Annotated in this window: 15 protein-coding genes and 1 pseudogene; 7 read left to right on the top strand and 9 right to left on the bottom strand. The window is 62.5% G+C overall.

The genetic code is table 11. The features are described 5' to 3' along the window. Nucleotides 1-356: 356 nt before the first annotated feature. Nucleotides 357-1,217 carry a Dyp-type peroxidase gene (locus tag HYE77_RS14100; protein ID WP_177068900.1) on the bottom strand — a complete coding sequence of 287 codons (861 nt, stop codon included), beginning with the start codon at nt 1,215-1,217 and terminating at the stop codon, nt 357-359. 159 nt (nt 1,218-1,376) lie between these two features. Here HYE77_RS14100 and HYE77_RS14095 point away from each other — a divergent pair, with 159 nt between their 5' ends. Together HYE77_RS14095 and HYE77_RS14090 are read left to right on the top strand one after the other, a co-directional pair. Continuing rightward, the gene (locus HYE77_RS14095) at nt 1,377-3,002 is read left to right on the top strand and encodes an NADP-dependent glyceraldehyde-3-phosphate dehydrogenase (RefSeq protein ID WP_102369501.1); all 1,626 of its coding nucleotides are present in this window, start codon (nt 1,377-1,379) and stop codon (nt 3,000-3,002) included. A 154-nt stretch (nt 3,003-3,156) separates the two neighbouring features. Continuing rightward, nucleotides 3,157-4,218, top strand: a complete 1,062-nt coding sequence (locus HYE77_RS14090) for an FUSC family protein (protein ID WP_003211716.1) — start codon at nt 3,157-3,159, stop codon at nt 4,216-4,218. Here the strand turns inward: HYE77_RS14090 and HYE77_RS14085 are convergent, their stop codons facing one another. After that, on the bottom strand, nt 4,219-4,818 hold the full coding sequence (locus HYE77_RS14085; protein ID WP_371318533.1) for a LysR substrate-binding domain-containing protein: 600 nt from the start codon (nt 4,816-4,818) through the stop codon (nt 4,219-4,221). Between the two features lie 397 nt (nt 4,819-5,215). Then, a complete protein-coding gene (locus HYE77_RS14080) occupies nt 5,216-5,968 on the bottom strand; it encodes a TetR/AcrR family transcriptional regulator (protein ID WP_003211721.1) in 753 nt (250 codons plus the stop codon). Nucleotides 5,969-6,331: 363 nt separating this feature from the next. Here HYE77_RS14080 and HYE77_RS14075 point away from each other — a divergent pair, with 363 nt between their 5' ends. The 4 genes from HYE77_RS14075 to HYE77_RS14060 are packed head-to-tail and all read left to right on the top strand — an operon-like array spanning nt 6,332 to nt 10,964. Next, nucleotides 6,332-7,039, top strand: a complete 708-nt coding sequence (locus HYE77_RS14075) for an ABC transporter ATP-binding protein (protein ID WP_177068899.1) — start codon at nt 6,332-6,334, stop codon at nt 7,037-7,039. After that, complete coding sequence (locus HYE77_RS14070) at nt 7,036-8,235, top strand: ABC transporter permease (RefSeq protein WP_177020717.1); 1,200 nt, start codon at nt 7,036-7,038, stop codon at nt 8,233-8,235. Before HYE77_RS14075 ends, HYE77_RS14070 begins: the two co-directional genes overlap by 4 nt. Beyond that, on the top strand, nt 8,228-9,709 hold the full coding sequence (locus HYE77_RS14065) for a TolC family protein (protein ID WP_177068898.1): 1,482 nt from the start codon (nt 8,228-8,230) through the stop codon (nt 9,707-9,709). The genes HYE77_RS14070 and HYE77_RS14065 overlap by 8 nt, the downstream gene beginning before the upstream one ends. After that, on the top strand, nt 9,699-10,964 hold the full coding sequence (locus tag HYE77_RS14060) for an efflux RND transporter periplasmic adaptor subunit (protein WP_177068897.1): 1,266 nt from the start codon (nt 9,699-9,701) through the stop codon (nt 10,962-10,964). The genes HYE77_RS14065 and HYE77_RS14060 overlap by 11 nt, the downstream gene beginning before the upstream one ends. 103 nt (nt 10,965-11,067) lie before the next feature. Here the strand turns inward: HYE77_RS14060 and HYE77_RS14055 are convergent, their stop codons facing one another. From HYE77_RS14055 to HYE77_RS14030, 6 genes and pseudogenes are all read right to left on the bottom strand, one after another. Continuing rightward, a complete protein-coding gene (locus HYE77_RS14055) occupies nt 11,068-12,486 on the bottom strand; it encodes an FAD/NAD(P)-binding protein (RefSeq protein ID WP_102605522.1) in 1,419 nt (472 codons plus the stop codon). A 92-nt stretch (nt 12,487-12,578) separates the two neighbouring features. Beyond that, nucleotides 12,579-13,160: pseudogene (locus HYE77_RS14050) on the bottom strand (AMP-binding protein); the annotation flags it as partial. A 124-nt stretch (nt 13,161-13,284) separates the two neighbouring features. Continuing rightward, a complete protein-coding gene (locus HYE77_RS14045; protein ID WP_003211735.1) occupies nt 13,285-14,700 on the bottom strand; it encodes an LLM class flavin-dependent oxidoreductase in 1,416 nt (471 codons plus the stop codon). Next, nucleotides 14,700-15,041 (bottom strand): hypothetical protein, encoded by a 342-nt coding sequence (locus HYE77_RS14040; RefSeq protein WP_003211737.1) that lies wholly within the window; start codon nt 15,039-15,041, stop codon nt 14,700-14,702. The genes HYE77_RS14045 and HYE77_RS14040 overlap by 1 nt, the downstream gene beginning before the upstream one ends. Nucleotides 15,042-15,053: 12 nt before the next feature. Then, entirely contained in the window at nt 15,054-16,250 is a 1,197-nt protein-coding gene (locus tag HYE77_RS14035) for an SfnB family sulfur acquisition oxidoreductase (RefSeq protein ID WP_003211739.1), read from the bottom strand. Between the two features lie 154 nt (nt 16,251-16,404). Next, nucleotides 16,405-16,968 (bottom strand): helix-turn-helix domain-containing protein, encoded by a 564-nt coding sequence (locus HYE77_RS14030; protein WP_003211741.1) that lies wholly within the window; start codon nt 16,966-16,968, stop codon nt 16,405-16,407. A gap of 92 nt (nt 16,969-17,060) precedes the next feature. Between HYE77_RS14030 and HYE77_RS14025 the strand changes: the two genes are divergently transcribed. After that, entirely contained in the window at nt 17,061-17,981 is a 921-nt protein-coding gene (locus HYE77_RS14025) for a DMT family transporter (RefSeq protein WP_003211743.1), read from the top strand. The last annotated feature ends 4 nt before the right edge of the window (nt 17,982-17,985 follow it).

The following is a 17,985-nucleotide window of genomic DNA, read 5'->3' as shown; positions in this document are numbered from 1 at the left end:
CTGGTATTGGTTCCGCTCTTACAGCGGCTCACTTTTGGAGTGTTGTGAAGCAAAATCAAAAGCTAAAGCGGGCACGGTTCAAATGTGGGAGCTGGCTTGCCTGCGATGGCATCGCCTCGGTGTATCTGAAAAACCGAGGTGTCTGCATCGCAGGCAAGCCAGCTCCCACAGAAAAGCAGAACCACGGAGTGCGGGCATGCCGAGCCTAGGCGAGGCACCGAGTGGTGGGGCAGAGACCTTTTGGTTACTTTTGGCTGGGCCGGCATTCCGGGCGTTTGCCAAAAGTGACCCGCTGTAAGAGCGGAACCATAGGCGGCCGTTACCTAAATAATGGATATGTACCCCGAACAAAAACCTCAGCGCACCAAGCTAAAATCCAACCGCCCATCACGCACCGGCGGACACCAGTAATACCCCCCAGTCAACGGCTTGCTAATGCGATACAACCCATCAACAATCCCATCCTCAAGCCCACTCATCCGCCGCAGTTGGGCTTCAAACGCATCAAACGAATGCCCAAACGCCAGGAACATCAACCCCGCCTGACCATTCTCGGCCCATGGCATCGACCGCCGCACCACAAACGCCTCCGGGGTAAAACTCTCCTGAGCCGTACGCTTGGTGTGCGCCGACTCCGGCGCGTCCTCCAGCTCCTCATTATCGCCATGGCGCCGACCAATAATGTGGTCCCGCTCCAGAGCTGGCAACGCCGCAAACCCATCCAGATCATGCTGCCACTGCTGGATCGCCGCAAAACTCGCACCACCCTGCGCCACCGCAGCCTCCACCGCCGCATCATCATGCGGATTCTCAGTGCCATCCTCATAGTCGGTCAGATCAAACCCGGTCTTGTAGCGAAACCCCTCGGTCATCTGCACCAGACCAAACCCCGGCGCCAGGGCCTTCTCGAACGCCCGGCTGCGCAACAGCAACTCACCGCGATCCACACCGTGCAACCAGACCCACAGCGCCTGCTGGGTCGACGGATTCTCCGCCCCCGGCCCGCTCACATGAGGGAACGCCCGCAACCCGTCAATCCGGGCGCCAAGGGCATTGACCAGCGGCTCACCAAAACCGACCACCGCACTGGCGTCCACCAACTGCACCAGCGCATCCAGTGCGGCAGGCACGGCATCCAGCGACTCAATGGCAAAAAACAGATGGCGTGCCTGCAACGGCACCGGTGCGGCAAGAATGCCCGGCTGGTACTGACTCATGTGAACTCCTTCAAGAAAGCCGCGCAGTTTACCCGGCGAGCTCACGGTTGTGCTCAAGGTTTTCCAAGGTTCGCGGGTTAATGCGTCTAGCCCTTGCCACACGGGGCGTTGATGGGTGAATCTCTAGTCACGTTTTGCAACCACTCCAGGGGTAGCGACATGACCACCGACAACCTGCTCGCCCAGCTGTTTCCCACTGCCGCCGAGATTCCCGAGCAATTCCGGCTCGCGGCGCCCATCGAACAACGTGATTACCTGGTCGGCGGCCAGTTGCATGTGTGGAACGGCCCTTTGGCCGAAGTACGCAGCCCGGTGCAGTTGCGCGGCACCGACGGTGACACGCCGGTGATCATCGGCAGCACCCCGCTGCTGGACGCCGATACCGCCTTGACCGCCCTCGACGCTGCCGTGGCCGCCTACGACCGTGGCCAGGGGGCGTGGCCGACCATGCGCGTGGTGGATCGCATCCAGCATGTCGAAGCGTTTTTGCGGCGTATGCGCGAACAGCGTGACGCAGTGGTCAAGCTGCTGATGTGGGAGATCGGCAAGAACCTCAAGGACTCGCAGAAAGAGTTCGACCGCACTTGCGACTACATCACCGACACCATCAACGCCCTCAAGGAACTCGACCGCCGCTCCAGCCGCTTCGAGCTGGAACAGGACACCCTGGGGCAGATCCGCCGGGTGCCGCTGGGCGTGGCGCTGTGCATGGGCCCCTACAACTACCCGCTGAACGAGACCTTCACCACGCTGATCCCGGCGCTGATCATGGGCAACACCGTGGTGTTCAAGCCGGCCAAGCTCGGCGTGCTGCTGATTCGCCCGTTGCTGGAGGCGTTCCGCGACAGCTTCCCGGCCGGCGTGATCAACGTGATCTACGGCAGCGGCCGCGAAACCGTCAGCGCGCTGATGGCCAGCGGCAAGATCGATATCTTTGCGTTTATCGGCACCAACAAGGCCGCCAGCGATTTGAAGAAACTGCACCCGAAACCGCACCGGCTACGCGCGGCGTTGGGCCTGGATGCAAAGAATCCCGGGATCGTGCTGCCGCAGGTCGACCTGGACAATGCGGTCAACGAAGCTGTCACCGGTTCGCTCTCGTTCAACGGCCAGCGTTGCACCGCGTTGAAGATCCTGTTTGTGCATGAGGATGTGGTCGACAGCTTTATCGAGAAATTCAACCGCAAGCTGGCGACCCTCAAGCCTGGCATGCCGTGGGAAGACGGTGTGTCGCTGACGCCACTGCCCGAGCAGGGCAAGGTGGATTACCTCGGCGGCCTGGTGACCGACGCACTGGCCCATGGCGCCAAGGTGGTGAACGAGAATGGCGGCGCCAGCCGTGGCTCGTTTTTCTACCCGGCGGTGCTGTACCCGGTGAACCCGCAGATGCGCGTGTACCACGAGGAGCAGTTCGGTCCGGTGGTGCCGATCGTGCCTTACCGCGACCTGGAGACGGTGATCGACTACGTGCTGGAGTCGGACTTCGGCCAGCAACTGAGTATCTTCGGCACCAGCCCGAGGGAAGTCGGGCGCCTGGTGGACGCGTTCGCCAACCAGGTGGGCCGGATCAACATCAATGCCCAGTGCCAGCGCGGGCCGGACAGTTTCCCGTTCAACGGCCGCAAGAACTCGGCCGAGGGCACGCTGTCGGTACATGATGCGTTGCGGGTGTTTTCGATCCGTACCCTGGTGGCGACCAAGTTCCAGGCGAGCAACAAGGAACTGGTCAGTGACATCCTGCAGGAACGCACGTCGAGCTTTCTGACCACTGACTATATTTTCTGAGCCCGACACCGATCTAAAAATGTGGGAGCGGGCTTGCTCGCGAAAGCGGTGGTTCAGTCGCCGGATGTATTGACTGACACGCCGCCTTCGCGAGCAAGCCCGCTCCCACATTGGAACTGAGTGAAGCCTGAACAACGAGGTTACCCTGATACCAATGAATCTCCCTCTCTTCGCCCGCCGCTTGCTGCGTCCGTTGCTGGACCCGTACCGGCGCTACCGTCACGCCAAGTTGATCCACGCGGTGCGGGTTTCCATTGGGTTGCTCGCAACGATCCTGCTCACCACCGGCATCAACCTGCCCCATGGTGAGTGGGCCTCGGTGACGATGCTGATCGTGATCGGCGGTTTGCAGCACCACGGCAATATCGGCAAGAAAGCCGTCGAGCGCGCCTACGGCACGTTGATCGGCGCCAGCGTCGGTTTGCTGCTGGTGCTGCAACAGGCGTATCTGGGGCAACCGCTGTTGACGTATTTGCTGATGTCGGTGGTGTGCGGGTTCTTTTCCTATCACGCCATCGGCAAGGGCGGATACATCGCGTTGCTGTCGGCCATCACCGTATTTATCGTTGCGGGCCATGGCGATAATCCGATATCGGACGGGTTGTGGCGCACGGTCGACATCCTGATCGGCATCGTCCTGGCCCTGGCGTTTTCCTTCGCCCTGCCGCTGTATGCGGTGTATTCCTGGCGCTACAACCTGGCCAGTGCCTTGCGCGATTGCGCGGCGATTTATAGCCGGATCATCAGCGGCCAATCGGTCACCGATGATGAACACCTCAAGCTGCTGAATCGCCTGAACGCCGCGATGCTGCAACTACGCTCGCTGATGCCATCGGTCTCCAAGGAAGTGCGGATTTCCATGACCGAGCTGGACACCCTGCAGCGGCATTTGCGGATGTGCATCAGCACCCTGGAGATCCTCGGCAACACCCGCCCCGACCCACGGGACAAGGAAGCCCTGGCGCGCATGCAGGTGGCGTTGAAAGCCGAGCACCGGCAGATTCGGGTGCAGTTGATCGGGATGGCGCGGGCGTTGCAATCCGGGGCCACCGACCGGCTGGAACGTCCGAGCACCACGCCGACCCACGAACAGACCTTTGAAGTGCCGGTGGTCAACGCGTTGGACGGTTACCGGTTATTGACCCTGCAACTGGCAGCCAATATTGACGCCATGCGCCAGCGCCTGGCCAAGAGCGCCAGCCACTGGAAAATCTGATCAGCCCCGGTGCAGCGCCTGTATCAACAGCTGCTGCAACGCCTGTAACCGGGGCTCGGGGCTGTCCTCGGCAAAGCGCAACACGTTCGCCACTTCGGGCAGCGGCATCCGCTGGTCGAAGGGGCGATACACTTCCACGCGCTTGTCGAGATGGTCACTGCTGAGCAGGCCGATGCCCAACCCGGCGGCGATGGCCGATACCACACCCCCCACCGACCCACATTCCACCACCACCTGCCAGCGAATGCCCAAGGCGCTCAGGCGTTCCTGGGCCAGTTGCCGGTAAAAACAGCCGGGGCCGAAGGTGATCAGCCGCACGCATTCGTCAGGCGCAGGCTGCCAGCCGGGCCGGGCGCACCAGTGCACCTGTTCGGTCCACAGCAATTGGTCCCGCGCTTCGATACGCGGGATGAAATCCTGGTGCAGCGCCAGGTCCAGCTCACGGTCCACCAGGGCCTGGCGAAGCACGTGGCTCTGCTCCACCACAATTCGCACATCCAGTTGGCGGTGTTGCCGGGAAAACTGGCCGAGCAAGTTCGACAACTCGGCCATCGGCACCTGTTCGGTGGCGCCCAGGCGGATGGAACCTTGTAACTGCACCGGATTGAAATGCGTCAGCGCCGCGTCGTGGGCGCCTGCGCAACGACATCCGTGGGGCCGTGCTGCAGGTGGTGCAAAACGCCGGGCACTTTCTGATGGAGGATGCGCCGGAACGGGTGAGTGAGTACCTTGTAGACTTTATCGGCCAGGTTCACAGTAAACGCTGCCTGCCATTTGTCGGGATTACACAAGCCAATAGACTTCACACTTTCTCTTACATATTTTTCACGTTTTATTCACATCCAGAGACGTAGGGTAAAGCCTCATCCGTTACAAACGTTGTAGTTAAAAACCCGCCGCCCCAGCGGGTTTTTTTTGCCCGGGATTTGAGTGGGCACACGGTTTCTGGAGAGAGGAGTCGAAGCAAACCGGCTCATTGCGAGCCGGTCTTGATGGGTCAACGAGCCACCTTGTTGACAGGCGACGCCGCTTGCTCACGTATCGCGCGCTGGGTATCGAGCACCCGCGCCAGGGCCGTTTCGGCTTCAGGACTTTGCTGCGGCACACGAATCGCCGCCGACACCAGGGTAATCAGCTTGGCCATGACCTCGGCATCCGTGGCCGGGCGTCCCAGGCTCATGGAGTTCATCAGCAAACGCAGCTCGGTACCGGCCATCACCCCGGAGATCGCCTTGAGGGCAAATTGCAGGCGCACCCCCAGCTCGTTGCGCGGCAAGTCCGGAAGCGCCAGGGCGAAGGCTTCGAAGAAGCGCTGGAACACCGGCTGGTAATGCACCTTGAGGTATTCCTGGATAAACGGCGACGTGTCGCTGTACACCCGCCCCAGGAACCGGATGAATGAACGCCCTTCCCCGCTGGCCGGGTCGCTGCGTTCCAGGCCCATGGCCGGGGCGAACAGCACCCCGAGCAAGGTGTCGCAATCCAGCGGGCCGTCGGATTCGGCTTCGCACCGGGCGAGCAACTCCAGGCGCTGCTCGTTGAGCGGCTCCAGGCGCTGCATCAGCAGGGTTTTCATCAGGGAGTCCTTGTCCCCGAAGTGGTAATTCACCGCAGCGAGATTGACCTGGGCCCTCTCGGTTATCTGCCGCAACAAAACAGCGTCATAGCCGTATTTGATGAAAAGAGCCTCTGTCGCATCCAGCAATCGGGTCTTGGTAACGTTTGGAGCGCTGAGTTTCTTCGCGACCATAGGGATTGGGGTTCCACTGCGGAAATATTGTTTTAAAAATTAATTTGATTTTTTATACCGGGGCCGCTGCCTGAAAGCAAGTAGTGACACAGCGCCATACTATTCAAAGCCAACAGCAACGGGCTCATTGAGGGTAGCTGATGGATTTTTGCAGCGCCGGAAACGTCCCTTTGAAGAATCGTTTCAAAGGGTAAAACCGCTCTATATCCATGGCTGGCGGAACGGCTGGATCGCGGTTAGTATTCAAACAATATTTTAAAAACAAGAAATAAAACCAGTCCGTGACGTGTACCAGGCAGCTCCTGAACTTGTTACAAGGATTTTCGGGGGAAGCACGGCGCTGTCGAGGCTGCAGGCGTAGTCATGATGACAGATACCCCCGCGCACCCAGGCTTTATCTCCTTGCAAGGCATCGGCAAAAGCTATCAGCTGGCCGGTCAACACCTGTCGATTCTCAATGATGTATGCCTGGCCATCGAAACCGGTGACAGCTGCGGCATCCTCGGCGCCTCCGGCTCCGGCAAAAGTACCCTGCTCAATATTCTCGGCCTGCTGGATTTGCCCGACTACGGCCAGTACCGCTTTGCCGGCCATGACATCTTCAGCGCCAGCCCCGATCAACTGGCGGCGATCCGCAATCAGCAGATCGGTTTCGTCTTCCAGAGTTTCAACCTGCTGCCACGCCTCAGTGCCCTGGACAACGTCGCCCTGCCCCTGAGCTACCGCGGCGTGTCACGCCACGACTCGGTGGAACAGGCCCTGCGCATGCTCGACCAGGTGGGCCTGGCCGAGCGCGCCCACCATCGCCCGGCCGACCTTTCCGGCGGCCAGCGCCAACGGGTCGCCATCGCCCGGGCATTGGTCGGCAACCCGTCGGTGATCCTCGCCGACGAACCCACCGGCAACCTCGACAGCACCACCGCCCAGGAGATCATGGACCTGTTGCTGGCGCTCAATCGCGAGCAGCAGGTGACGCTGATCATCGTCACCCACGACCCGCACATTGCCGAACGCCTGAATCGCAAGATCCTGGTGCGCAATGGCGTGGTGCAAGAGGCCGGGCGCCTATGAGCCTGCGGGTCGAACAAAGCCTGAGCCAGTTGCTGTACGAGGCGTTTGTCAGCCTGCGCACCCTGGGCAAGCGCTCGATCCTGGCCTTGCTGGGCATCGTCATCGGCAGTTCCTCGGTGGTGGCGCTGATCAATATCGGGCACAACGCCGCCGAAGACGCGGCGATGATTTTCAAGGACATGGGCACCGACACCCTGGTGGCGCAATTCCCGCCCAGGGGTGCCAGCACTGCGCAAATGCCCGCCAGCCTGGACCTGGAAGCCGTGCGCCGCAGCGTTCCAGGCATTGCCCATATCGGTGCGGTCTCGCTGTTCAGCGGGCCAGTGGTGTTCCATGGCCGTACCTGGAACGCAAGCCTCGTCGGCAGTACGCCGGACCTCAAGGATGCCATGCGCCTGTCGGTGCGCGACGGGCGCTTCCTGTCGAGTTTCGATGCTGGGGAAACCTATGCGGTCGTCGGTGACCAGGTCGTCCAGGCCTTGAGCGTGCCCGGCGACCCGCTGCAACTGGGCGACCGGGTACGTATCAACGATTACCTGTTCCTGATCGTGGGCATTCTGCACAGCCAGCCCCGGGCAATGCTGATTCCCGTACAGGCCAACGAATCGCTGTTCGTCCCCGCCCCGGGCATGCGCCGGATCTACGCCAGCCCGCAAATCGGCAACGTGATCATCCGTGCCACCCCCGGCCAGGATATGGAACGCCTCGCCCAGGACTCAGCCGTGGCACTGCGAGCCCAGCTCACCGACCACGATGTCGACATTCAGGTGCCCCAGCAAATGATCGATGGCATGACCCGCCAAAGCCGGACCTTCGCCTACCTGCTGCTGGCCCTGGGCGCGATCTCCCTGGTGGGCGGCGGCGTCGGCGTGATGAACGTGATGCTGATGAACGTCTCGGAGCGGCGCCGGGAAATCGGGATTCGCATGGCCCTCGGGGCGCGCCAGCGCGACATTCGCAACCTGTTCCTGCTGGAAGCCGTGACCCTGACCGCCGTGGGTGCGGTATGCGGCGCGGTACTGGGCATGACCGCCGCGTACCTGTATGCCAGGCTGTCCGGCTGGCAGTTTTCCCTGGCGGTGGCCGCGCTGCCGCTCGGGGTCGGCAGCACGTTGCTGGTGGGGCTGTTTTTCGGGATCTATCCGGCGGTGTCGGCCTCGCGGCTGCAGCCGGTGGAGGCCCTGCGCGATGAATAAACGCCTGCTGTTGTTGACCACCTTGGTAAGCCTGCACAGCGTGGCCGCCGACGTGGTGATTCGCCCCTCCGCGCCCAGTACCACCCGCAGTGGCTATGAACGCAGCGTGTCGCTGAATGCCCAGTCCACCACCCTGACCCTGGGGGATGCGGTGTACCTGGGCCTGCGCAACAACCCGGCGATTCGCAGCGCGTACCTGCAACGGGTGGCGCAGAAATTCGACCTGCGGGTAGCTGAAGACACGTTCAACCCCAAGCTGACCCTGAACAGCTACTACCGCACGACTAAAGGCACTGAAGACAGCTCCCGCAACGCTAACCTCGCGCCCAATGCCACCTTGCTCGGTGAGTACGGCACGCGCCTGAGCATGAACTGGACCCAACAACTGAACAACGCCGATCGCGCCGGACGCTACCGCAGCGACGGCCTCGACCTGTCGCTGATCCAACCGCTGATGCGCGGTGCCGGCTGGGACGCCACCACCGCCCCGCTGCGCCTGTCACGCCTGTCGGAACAGGCCAACCGCCTGAACCTCAAGGCCAACGTGGCGCAAACCATCAGCAACATCATCGCCACCTACCGCGAGTTGCTGCGGGCCCAGGAACAACTGAGCATCGTGCAGGACGCCCTCAAGCGCTCCGGCATTTTGCTTGAAGTGAACAAGGCACTGATCAGTGCCGGGCGCATGGCCGAGTTCGAGATTGTGCAGACCGAAGCCGATATCGCCACCCAGCAACTGGGGGTGGAAGAAGCCCAGAACCAACTGGACACCAGCCGCCTGGCCCTGCTGCGCCTGCTGGCCCTCGACCTGTCGACACCGATCCGCGCCACCGAGGCCCTTGAAGCCAGGCCCATGGACATCGATAAACGCCAGGCTTTCGTGCTGGCGCAGAACCAGCAGCCGGAATACCTCGCCACCCTGCTCGGCAGCCAGCAGGCCGACCTCAACCTGGTGATCGCCAAGGACTCCGGCCGCTGGCAAGTGGACCTGGTGGCCGGTGCCAACCAGATTCGGGCCGCCACCAATGACGATAACGGCTACAACAGCAATCGGCGCTGGGACAGCTACGCGGGCGTGCAGGTGCAGATTCCCATCGGCGACATCAGCACTCGCCAGGCCGAGGTGCACGCGCGGGTCGATGTGGAAAACCAGGAGATCATCATCGCCGACGCCCGCCAGCAACTGGAGCGCGACGTCAACGATGTGGTGCGCGACCTGGGCACTCGCTGGCGCCAGTATGAAATTTCCCAGCGGGCGGTAGAGTTGTCCAAGCGCAAGATCGAAATCGAACGGGAAAAACTCAGCGCCGGGCGCTCCACGAACTTCCAGGTGTTGAGTTTCGAAACCGACCTGCGCAACGCCGAGAACTCGCGGCTCAATGCGCTGATTGCCTATTTGAACGCCCAGACTCAGCTCGACTTGACCTTGGGCATGACGCTGGAAAGTTGGGAAATCGCCCTCAATGACTACTAATAAGAAGCGCCTGTTGGGCGCCGTGTTGATTGTGCTGGTGGCTGGCGTCGGCATTTCGCTGCTCAGCCGTCAAAGCCCGGCCGCCAACCAGCCCGGCAACGCCGAGCAGTGGCTGGCGGTGAAGGTCGACCCGCTGGTGCATCAGATCGGCCTGGTGGGCAAGATCGAGCCTGACACCACCATCACCCTCACCGCGCCGTTCGACGGTAATGTGCAGGCCAACCTGGTGGAACAGGGCCAGCGGGTCGAGGCCGGGCAGGTGCTGCTGCGCATGGACCCGGCCACCCTCGAAGTGCAACTGCGCGACGCCCTCTCCGCCCAGCTCAAGGCCCGGCGCACGGTGCAGGAAATGCAGGACTGGGACAGCGGCCAGCAAGTCGGGCGCGCCCGCCGCACCCTGCGCACTGCCGAAATGACCGCCAGCAACACCCAGCGCAAACTCACCGAAAGCGAAAACCTGTTCAAGCGCGGCATCATCCCGCGTAACGAACTCGACGACCTGAAACAACAGGCCACCCAGCAACAACTCGACCTGACGGCCGCCCGCGCTGAGCTGCAACAGGCCGTTGAACAAGGCAAGGGCGAATACCGGCAGATCGCCGATATGGAGCTGACCAACGCCACCGTGAAATATGAAGCCCTGCGCACCCTGCTAGATGGCAAGGAAGTCAAGGCCCCGTTCTCCGGCATTGTGGTGCCGGCGCCGGGCAGTAATTCATCGACCCAGGGCGGCGGGGGCAATAACGCGCCGGTGCAGGCCGGGAGCAAGGTCAGCCAGGGCCAGGTGCTGTTTGGACTGGCGAATATCGAGAAACTGAAAATCGTCGCCAAGGTGTCGGAGCTGGACATCAACCAGTTGCACCAAGGGCAGGCGGTGGAGGTGATGGGCGACGGGTTTGATGGGGAACGGCTGACGGGATCGGTCAGCGTGGTCAGTGGCCTGGCGATTGCCAGCGACAGCCAGGGCAGCGCGCAGTTTCCGGTGACCCTGTCGATTCCCAAGCTGACCCCGCAACAGTTGCAACGGGTAAGGTTGGGGATGAGTGCGCGGTTGACCATTGTGACCTACAACAATGACCAGGCGATTGTCGTACCGGCCCAGGCGATCAGTCGCGGGGATGGGGTGATGACGGTGGAATATCGGGCAGCGATGGATAAACCGGTGGAGCGGGTGACGGTGACCACCGGGCAGTCGACGGCCCAGGGGGTTGAAGTGTTTGGGTTGAAGCCCGGGTTTGTGAAGGTCGGTCCATGAACCCGACCTGTAGGAGCTGGCTTGCCTGCGATAGCAATCTCTCAGTTGATAAAGATGCAGCTGACCCACCGCTATCGCAGGCAAGCCAGCTCCCACATTAGATTCAGAGGTGTGCCAACCTCGCGGCCAGCGCCTTGGCCTGAATCGCGACATCCGTCACTGCGGTACTTTCCCACCACATCCCGCGCAACGGCGGGCCCATGGCAAACAGCCGCCGGCTGACATTCCCGTGGGCATCCAGCACCGCCCCCGACACATCCGCCGCAATCCCCAACGCCAACGGCCCGGGCTGAATCAGCCCGCGCTTGAGCAACTGCCTGGGCAACGGCCGGGCCACGCGCCGCCAGTCATATTCAATCCCGCTGGAGTTGATCAGCGCTGCCCCCGACACCTGCACCACATCCTGCTCTCCACGATGACGCAGGCGGATCGTCACCTCACCTTGCGAAGGCACCAGCCCCTTGTACGAAGCCGCCCGGATCCGCAGCCGCCCTTCCCCATGCAACCGCGCCACCAACTCGGCACTCAACGGCGGCGAACGGTGGTGGTGGCTTTCCCACCAGGGCCGCACATGCCGCACGAACTGACGTTTCTCGCCCTCGCTGGCCTGGCTCCACAACCGCCCGATGTTGGCACGCACGGTGTCCAGCGGCGCTTGCCAGTCAATCCCCTGCTCCAGCGCGAGCCGGCATTGGCGCCGCACCTCCCGCAGCAATTGCCGGGGGCTGCGCAGGCTGTGGTCTTCTCCCAGGAAGTCGACCCAGGCCGGCGGCTGCCGACGGACATGGGGCAACAGGCCGTGGCGCGAAAAAATCTCGATGGGCCCGCGATGGCCGGCCTGTTCCAGGGACACCACGGCGTCCACCATGGTCAGCCCGGAACCGATGATCAGCACGGTGGATTGCGGGTCCAGTTGGGTCATGGCCGATACATCCCACGGGTCGACGGCAGCGGCATTCAAGCCGCTGGATTCGGTCTGTGGCGTGCGTGCCGCCGGGAACATGCCGGTGGCCAATACCGCACAGGCACCGCGCAGTTGCTGGCCGTCGCTCAAGGTCAGCCGTGTGGCGTGTTCATCCACCTCAAGGTCTGTCACCTCGGCGCGAATGTGCTCGACGGTCGACGCGGAAATCGCCTTGGCCTCGGCCAGCCGCTGCTGCGCGTACAGGCCAAAAATCCCGCGGGGCGGAAACAGTTCGCTGATGGGCACGTGTTGCTGGTCCGACTCGGGCCAGCCGCCGCCGGCGATGTAGGCGGTCAGCCACTGGGTCAGGTCATCGGCGTTGTCCGGGTCGACGCTCATGCGCGCGGCGTTGCCGTTCAAGGTGTGCCCAAGCTCTACCGCACTGTAGGCCTCGCCGCGCCCCAGTTCCTGGCGCGGCTCGATCACCAGGATCTGCCGCGTGCCCGGCAGGCGCAGCAACTGCACCGCCAGCATCGTCCCGCTCAGGCCGCCGCCGACAATCAGCACATCGGCGTTGCGAATGGCGCTCGTCGCCTGTCCGCGTTCGGTTTCACTCATGAAATTGCGCCCTTACTGTCTGCCTGAATGGTTGTGGTAAAAATCGCCCCGTGCAGTATCCAGCACATCGACCCGGGACGCCTAGTTCAGCCCGACTGCGGGAAGCCCAGGCTCTGGCCGCTAATCAGCCATTGCTCCAGCACCGTCGCCAGGCCGCCTTGCCAGTGGGTGCTTTCCCCGCTCCACAATTCGGTCTTGCCCGAAGGCTGCCACCAGCGACAGAGCCGTTGTGAGGTGTCCACAGGGTCGATCCGTCGCACCATCGCCAACGTCTGGAGCCCAGGGACATACGCGTGGGTAGGCCGGATGCGCCACACTTGTTGCTGCAGGGCAGCGGGCTCGAGGTCATCCGCCAGGGTCAGGATCTGGCCACCGATCACCTGGGCGGCCAGGGCCAGCAGCAATAGGCCGGGTTCGAAGGCACCGCTGAGGGCCAGCCGCGACTGCTCGGTAAAGCCCTGCTGACGCAAGCCATCAGCCAGGCGCTCGACATCCCGCAACGCATCGATCCAGCGCCAGGCATACCACTGGCCGTCACGCTTGTGGCGCAGGGCGCTGTGCAACGGGGTCACTTGTGCCCAATGGCGCAACTGCGCCAACGCCTCGGGCAACACCGTAACCCGTTCGGCGGGCCATTCCACATCCAGCGCAAGTTCAAGTTCATGCACGCTCATAGGGTGATGCTCCTATTGGTGAAACAAGCATGCGGTGGTCCGCTGGCCGGATTTATGTGGGCGGCGGTGGGACGGCTCGACTCGCTCGCGAAAACGGTGCGTCAGGCAACATCAATGCTGAATGTCAGTCCGCATTCGCGAGCAAGCCCGCTCCCACATTTGTTTTATGTACACCCGACAAATCACGATAGCTGGCCCCCGGATGGTTGTCCGCCAACCGCGCGCCGTCCCCAAACAATTTCTCCCGCAGGGTGCCCTGGGCATATTCGGTCTTGTACACGCCGCGCTTCTGCAACTCCGGCACCAGCAACTCGACCGCGTCGATAAAGGTCTCGTGGGTCAGTGCATAGGCCAGGTTGAAGCCGTCCACATCGGTCTCTTCAACCCATTCCTGCAACAGATCGGCCACGGTTTCCGGGCCGCCGACGAACAGCGGGCCGAAGCCGCCGATGCCGACCCAGTCTGCCAGTTCATTCGGGGTCCAGACCTTGTTCGGGTCGGCAGTGGAGAAGGCTTCCACCGCCGATTGAATGGCGTTGGTATGCACATGCTTGAGGGGTTCATCGGGCTTGAACTGGCTGAAGTCGATGCCGGTCCAGCCGGAGATCAGGGCCATCGCGCCTTCGTAGCTGACATAGGATTTGTATTCGTCGAACTTGGCCTTGGCCTTGGCATCGGTCTCGCCAACGATCACCGTCTGCAAGTTGAAGATCAGGATTTTCTTCGGGTCACGCCCCGCCTCGGCCGCACGGCGGCGGATATCGGCAACGGTTTTCTTCAGCAGCACTTTCGACGGTGCGGCAACGAACACGCATTCGGCCTGTTCGGCGGCGAACTGTTTGCCACGGCTCGACGCCCCGGCCTGGTACAGCACCGGCGTGCGTTGTGGCGACGGTTCGCACAGGTGAATGCCGGGCACCTGGAAGTGTTTGCCGACGTGGCGGATCTCGTGGATCTTGCTCGGGTCGCTGAAGATCCGCCGTTCGCGGTCGCGTAACACCGCGCCCTCTTCCCAGCTGCCTTCCCAGAGCTTGTAGCAAACCTCCAGGTATTCCTCGGCGTAGTCGTAGCGCGCATCGTGTTCGGTCTGGGCTTTCTGGCCGAGGTTCTTCGCGCCGCTTTCCAGGTACGAGGTGACGATGTTCCAGCCGACGCGGCCCTTGGTCAGGTGGTCGAGGGTGGAAAGGCGCCGGGCGAACGGGTACGGGTGTTCGAAGGACAGTGACGCGGTGAGGCCAAAACCCAGGTGTTCGGTGACCAGCGCCATGGGTGCGATCAGCGACAGCGGGTCGTTGACCGGCACCTGGGTCGCCTGGCGAATCGCTGCGTCACCGTTGCCGTTATAGACGTCGTAGATGCCCAGCACGTCGGCGATGAACAGGCCGTCGAACTTGCCGCGCTCGAGAATTTTTGCCAGGTCGGTCCAGTATTCCAGGTCCTTGTACTGCCATGAGCGGTCACGCGGGTGGGCCCACAGGCCCGGCGACTGGTGGCCGACACAGTTCATGTCGAAAGCATTCAAACGGATTTCACGAGGCATTAAACGTTACTCCGGGGGGCGACACCGTTGAGGTGGTAGTTGCCGACAATCTGGTATTTCCAGCGCAGGGGATCATCAAGGGTCGGCGGCAGCGCAGTACGCTGGCCAGTGAGTTCGAATTCGGCGTTGCTGACAGCGATGAGGGCCTCGGCAGCCGCTATCTGGGCTTCTGTGAGGGCCACCGGGCCTGGGTGGGTTTCGGCACGCTCAAACAAAGCAGCCGCTACCTCCACGCGAATCTGCAAATCGCCAAAGCGGCTGATCACGTAGGGGTCATCACTTTTCTCGACAAAGCGCCGGGTGCTTTCCAGCAGTTGGCGCGCCTGATTCAGTGCGGTCATGGATGCAGCTCCTCAGTTCCAGGCATGGCGTGCGGGCTTGACGCCGTTGAGCACGAAGTTGCCGATCAGGTGGTATTTCCAGCGGGCCGGGTCGTGCAGGGTGTGGGTACGTGCGTTGCGCCAGAAGCGGTCGAGGTTGTGCTTGCCGGACACCGAGCGGGTGCCGGCCAGTTCGAAGAGTTTGCTGCTGGCGAGCAAGGCGGTTTCCGCCGACAGCACTTTGGCCTGGGCGACGACCAACGAGGCATTGGCCACGGTGTCTTCGTTGGGGTTGGCCAGGGCCTGGTCGACGGCAATGCCGGCCTTGGCGAGGATCGCTTCGGTGCCGTGGACCCGCCATTCCAGGTCGCCGATGGCGGCGATGGTGAACGGGTCTTGCCAGCCGTGATCCTGCTGGCTGTCGATCCAGGGCCGGGCCTGGCGTGCATGAATCTTGGCTTGTTCCAGGGCCCCGAGGGCGATGCCGGTGTCGACGGCCGCCTGGATGATCTGCGAAATCGGGCCGTTGGCGGTGGGTTGGTCGAAGGCCTGGTGCGCGGGGATCACCGCACTCAGCGGCACCTTCACACCGTCGAGGGTCACGCCGCCGCTGGCGGTGGTGCGCTGGCCGAAGCCGTCCCAGCTGTCGATCACTTGCAGGCCCGGCGCGTCCCGTTCGACAAAGGCGATGAACGCCTGGTCTTTTTCGTTGACGCCCACCGTCGGCACGATATGGGCGAACAGTGCGCCGGTGCAGTAGAACTTCTCGCCGTTGATGTACGCACTGTCGCCGTCAAAGCGCACTTGTGTGTCAAACGTGCCGGCGTTCTTGCTCTTGGCTTCGGAGAAGGCATTGCCGAACCGATAGCCCAGCAGGACCTTGGCGAAGTAGTGCTGCTTTTGCTCCTCGCTGGCGGTTTGCAGGAGGATGTCGACGACGCCCAGGTGGTTCTGCGGAATCTGCCCCAGGGACGGGTCGGCGGCGGAGATCAGCTTGATCACCTCGGCCACCGTCACATAGGACACTCCCGCGCCGCCGTAGGCCTTGGGAATGGTGATGCCCCACAGGCCACTGGCAGAGAATTCGTCCAGCTCGGCCACCGGCAGGCGTCGCTCGCGGTCGCGCACGCCGGCGTCCACGGCAAAACGCTTGGCCAACTCGGTGGCAACCGCAATGGCCTCGGCGTCCGAACGGATGATGTGGGCAGGTTGTAGGGGTTGGGCTGACATGGGCCGACTCCAGGCTCCAGAGAGATACTGGAGTGATTGCAGGAGTCGTGCCCGAATGCAATGTGCAATGAAATCAGCGGGTTGCCGGTATATCAGGGAAGTCGTTGGCGGTTCAAAACAGCAAAGTGTCCAACCACTGTTGCGCTGCCAACAGTTAAATCACCACGTTGCGCACAAACCGCACCGCCACGTCGCCGTCATTGCGATAGGCGTGAAGGTAGCGGCTGGCGAACATCAGGAACTCACCGGTGGCGACGTTTTTTTCCTCATCCCCCAGCACCAGCGTCAGGGTGCCTTCGAACACAAACAACTGCACGCTCCAACCCTCGGGGTCCGGTTCAGGCATGTAGCGATCGCCGGGCTCCAGGCGCATCTCCCATAGTTCCACTTCGCGACGCGCGGTGGCCTTGGCCAGCAGCACGGCTTTGCTGCCGGGGATGTCACCGGCCCAGGCCAGTTCGTTGATACGGCTGTGATCAGCGGCATCCGGGGCCTGGATCAAGTCGCTGAAGGCCACGTCCAGGGCTTCGGCCACCCGGTCGAGGGTCGACAGGCTGACGTTTTTCTCCCCCGCCTCGATTGCCACCAGCATGCGCCGGCTGACGCCGGATTTTTCGGACAGCGCCGTCTGGCTCAACTCAGCCGCATGGCGCAGGCGCCGAACGTTCTGGCTGACGTGTTGCAGGACCGAGGCCCGTTGCGGATTTTCTTTGTGCACTATATTGCTCACAGGGTGGGGTTGCGCAGTATACTGCCCAGCTTGCGGCGCATTGTGCGGTCCGCGCCCTTCCTGTGCAAGACCGAGCCGCCATGACCACCTCCCCGTTGTTTTCCCGTTTCAGCAAAGCCGAATGTGTATTGGTGGTGATCACCATGTTTTGGGGCGGCACCTTTTTGCTGGTGCAGCACGCCATGGCGGTCAGCGGCCCGATGTTTTTCGTCGGCCTGCGTTTTGCTGCAGCGGCGCTCATCGTCGGGGCGTTCTCATTCCGCAGCCTGCGGAACCTGACGCTGTTTGAATTGAAGGCTGGCTGCTTTATCGGTGTGGCGATCATGTTCGGCTACGGTTTGCAGACCATTGGCTTGCAGACGATCCTGAGCAGCCAGTCGGCATTTATTACTGCGCTGTATGTGCCATTCGTGCCGCTGCTGCAATGGCTGGTACTGGGACGGCGGCCGGGGTTGATGCCGAGCATCGGCATCATGCTCGCGTTTACCGGGCTGATGCTGCTGACCGGCCCGGCCGGGGCATCATTGAATTTCAGCCCCGGTGAAATCGCCACGTTGATCGGTGCGGTAGCAATTGCCGCCGAGATCATCCTGATCAGCGCCTTTGCCGGGCAGGTGGATGTACGCCGGGTAACGGTGGTGCAACTGGCCACGGCGTCGGTGCTGTCGTTCCTGATGGTGGTGCCGATGGGCGAGGCGCTGCCGGGGTTTTCCTGGTTGCTGCTGTTCAGCGCGGTGGGCCTGGGGCTGACCAGCGCGGTGATTCAGGTGGCGATGAACTGGGCGCAGAAAAGCGTCTCGCCGACTCGCGCCACGCTGATTTATGCCGGGGAGCCGGTGTGGGCCGGCGTAGTCGGGCGGATTGCCGGGGAGCGCTTCCCGCCGATTGCCATGGTGGGCGCGGCGTTGATCGTGGCGGCGGTGATTGTCAGTGAGATGAAAACCCGCCGGCAGCGGCTCGCCGAGCCCCAGGCCGAACTGGAACATGAAAAACAGGGTTGAACGG

Origin of the sequence: Pseudomonas sp. IPO3774, assembly GCF_013386835.1 — a bacterium.
Taxonomy (GTDB): domain Bacteria; phylum Pseudomonadota; class Gammaproteobacteria; order Pseudomonadales; family Pseudomonadaceae; genus Aquipseudomonas.
This window is presented reverse-complemented; position numbering and strand designations above follow the sequence as displayed.

Coding starts and splice junctions, on each gene's coding strand:
- HYE77_RS14100 (WP_177068900.1), bottom strand. CDS start 1,217: ATGAGTCAGTACCAGCCGGGCATTCTTGCCGCACCGGTGCCGTTGCAG.
- HYE77_RS14095 (WP_102369501.1), top strand. CDS start 1,377: ATGACCACCGACAACCTGCTCGCCCAGCTGTTTCCCACTGCCGCCGAG.
- HYE77_RS14090 (WP_003211716.1), top strand. CDS start 3,157: ATGAATCTCCCTCTCTTCGCCCGCCGCTTGCTGCGTCCGTTGCTGGAC.
- HYE77_RS14080 (WP_003211721.1), bottom strand. CDS start 5,968: ATGGTCGCGAAGAAACTCAGCGCTCCAAACGTTACCAAGACCCGATTG.
- HYE77_RS14075 (WP_177068899.1), top strand. CDS start 6,332: ATGATGACAGATACCCCCGCGCACCCAGGCTTTATCTCCTTGCAAGGC.
- HYE77_RS14070 (WP_177020717.1), top strand. CDS start 7,036: ATGAGCCTGCGGGTCGAACAAAGCCTGAGCCAGTTGCTGTACGAGGCG.
- HYE77_RS14065 (WP_177068898.1), top strand. CDS start 8,228: ATGAATAAACGCCTGCTGTTGTTGACCACCTTGGTAAGCCTGCACAGC.
- HYE77_RS14060 (WP_177068897.1), top strand. CDS start 9,699: ATGACTACTAATAAGAAGCGCCTGTTGGGCGCCGTGTTGATTGTGCTG.
- HYE77_RS14055 (WP_102605522.1), bottom strand. CDS start 12,486: ATGAGTGAAACCGAACGCGGACAGGCGACGAGCGCCATTCGCAACGCC.
- HYE77_RS14045 (WP_003211735.1), bottom strand. CDS start 14,700: ATGCCTCGTGAAATCCGTTTGAATGCTTTCGACATGAACTGTGTCGGC.
- HYE77_RS14040 (WP_003211737.1), bottom strand. CDS start 15,041: ATGACCGCACTGAATCAGGCGCGCCAACTGCTGGAAAGCACCCGGCGC.
- HYE77_RS14035 (WP_003211739.1), bottom strand. CDS start 16,250: ATGTCAGCCCAACCCCTACAACCTGCCCACATCATCCGTTCGGACGCC.
- HYE77_RS14025 (WP_003211743.1), top strand. CDS start 17,061: ATGACCACCTCCCCGTTGTTTTCCCGTTTCAGCAAAGCCGAATGTGTA.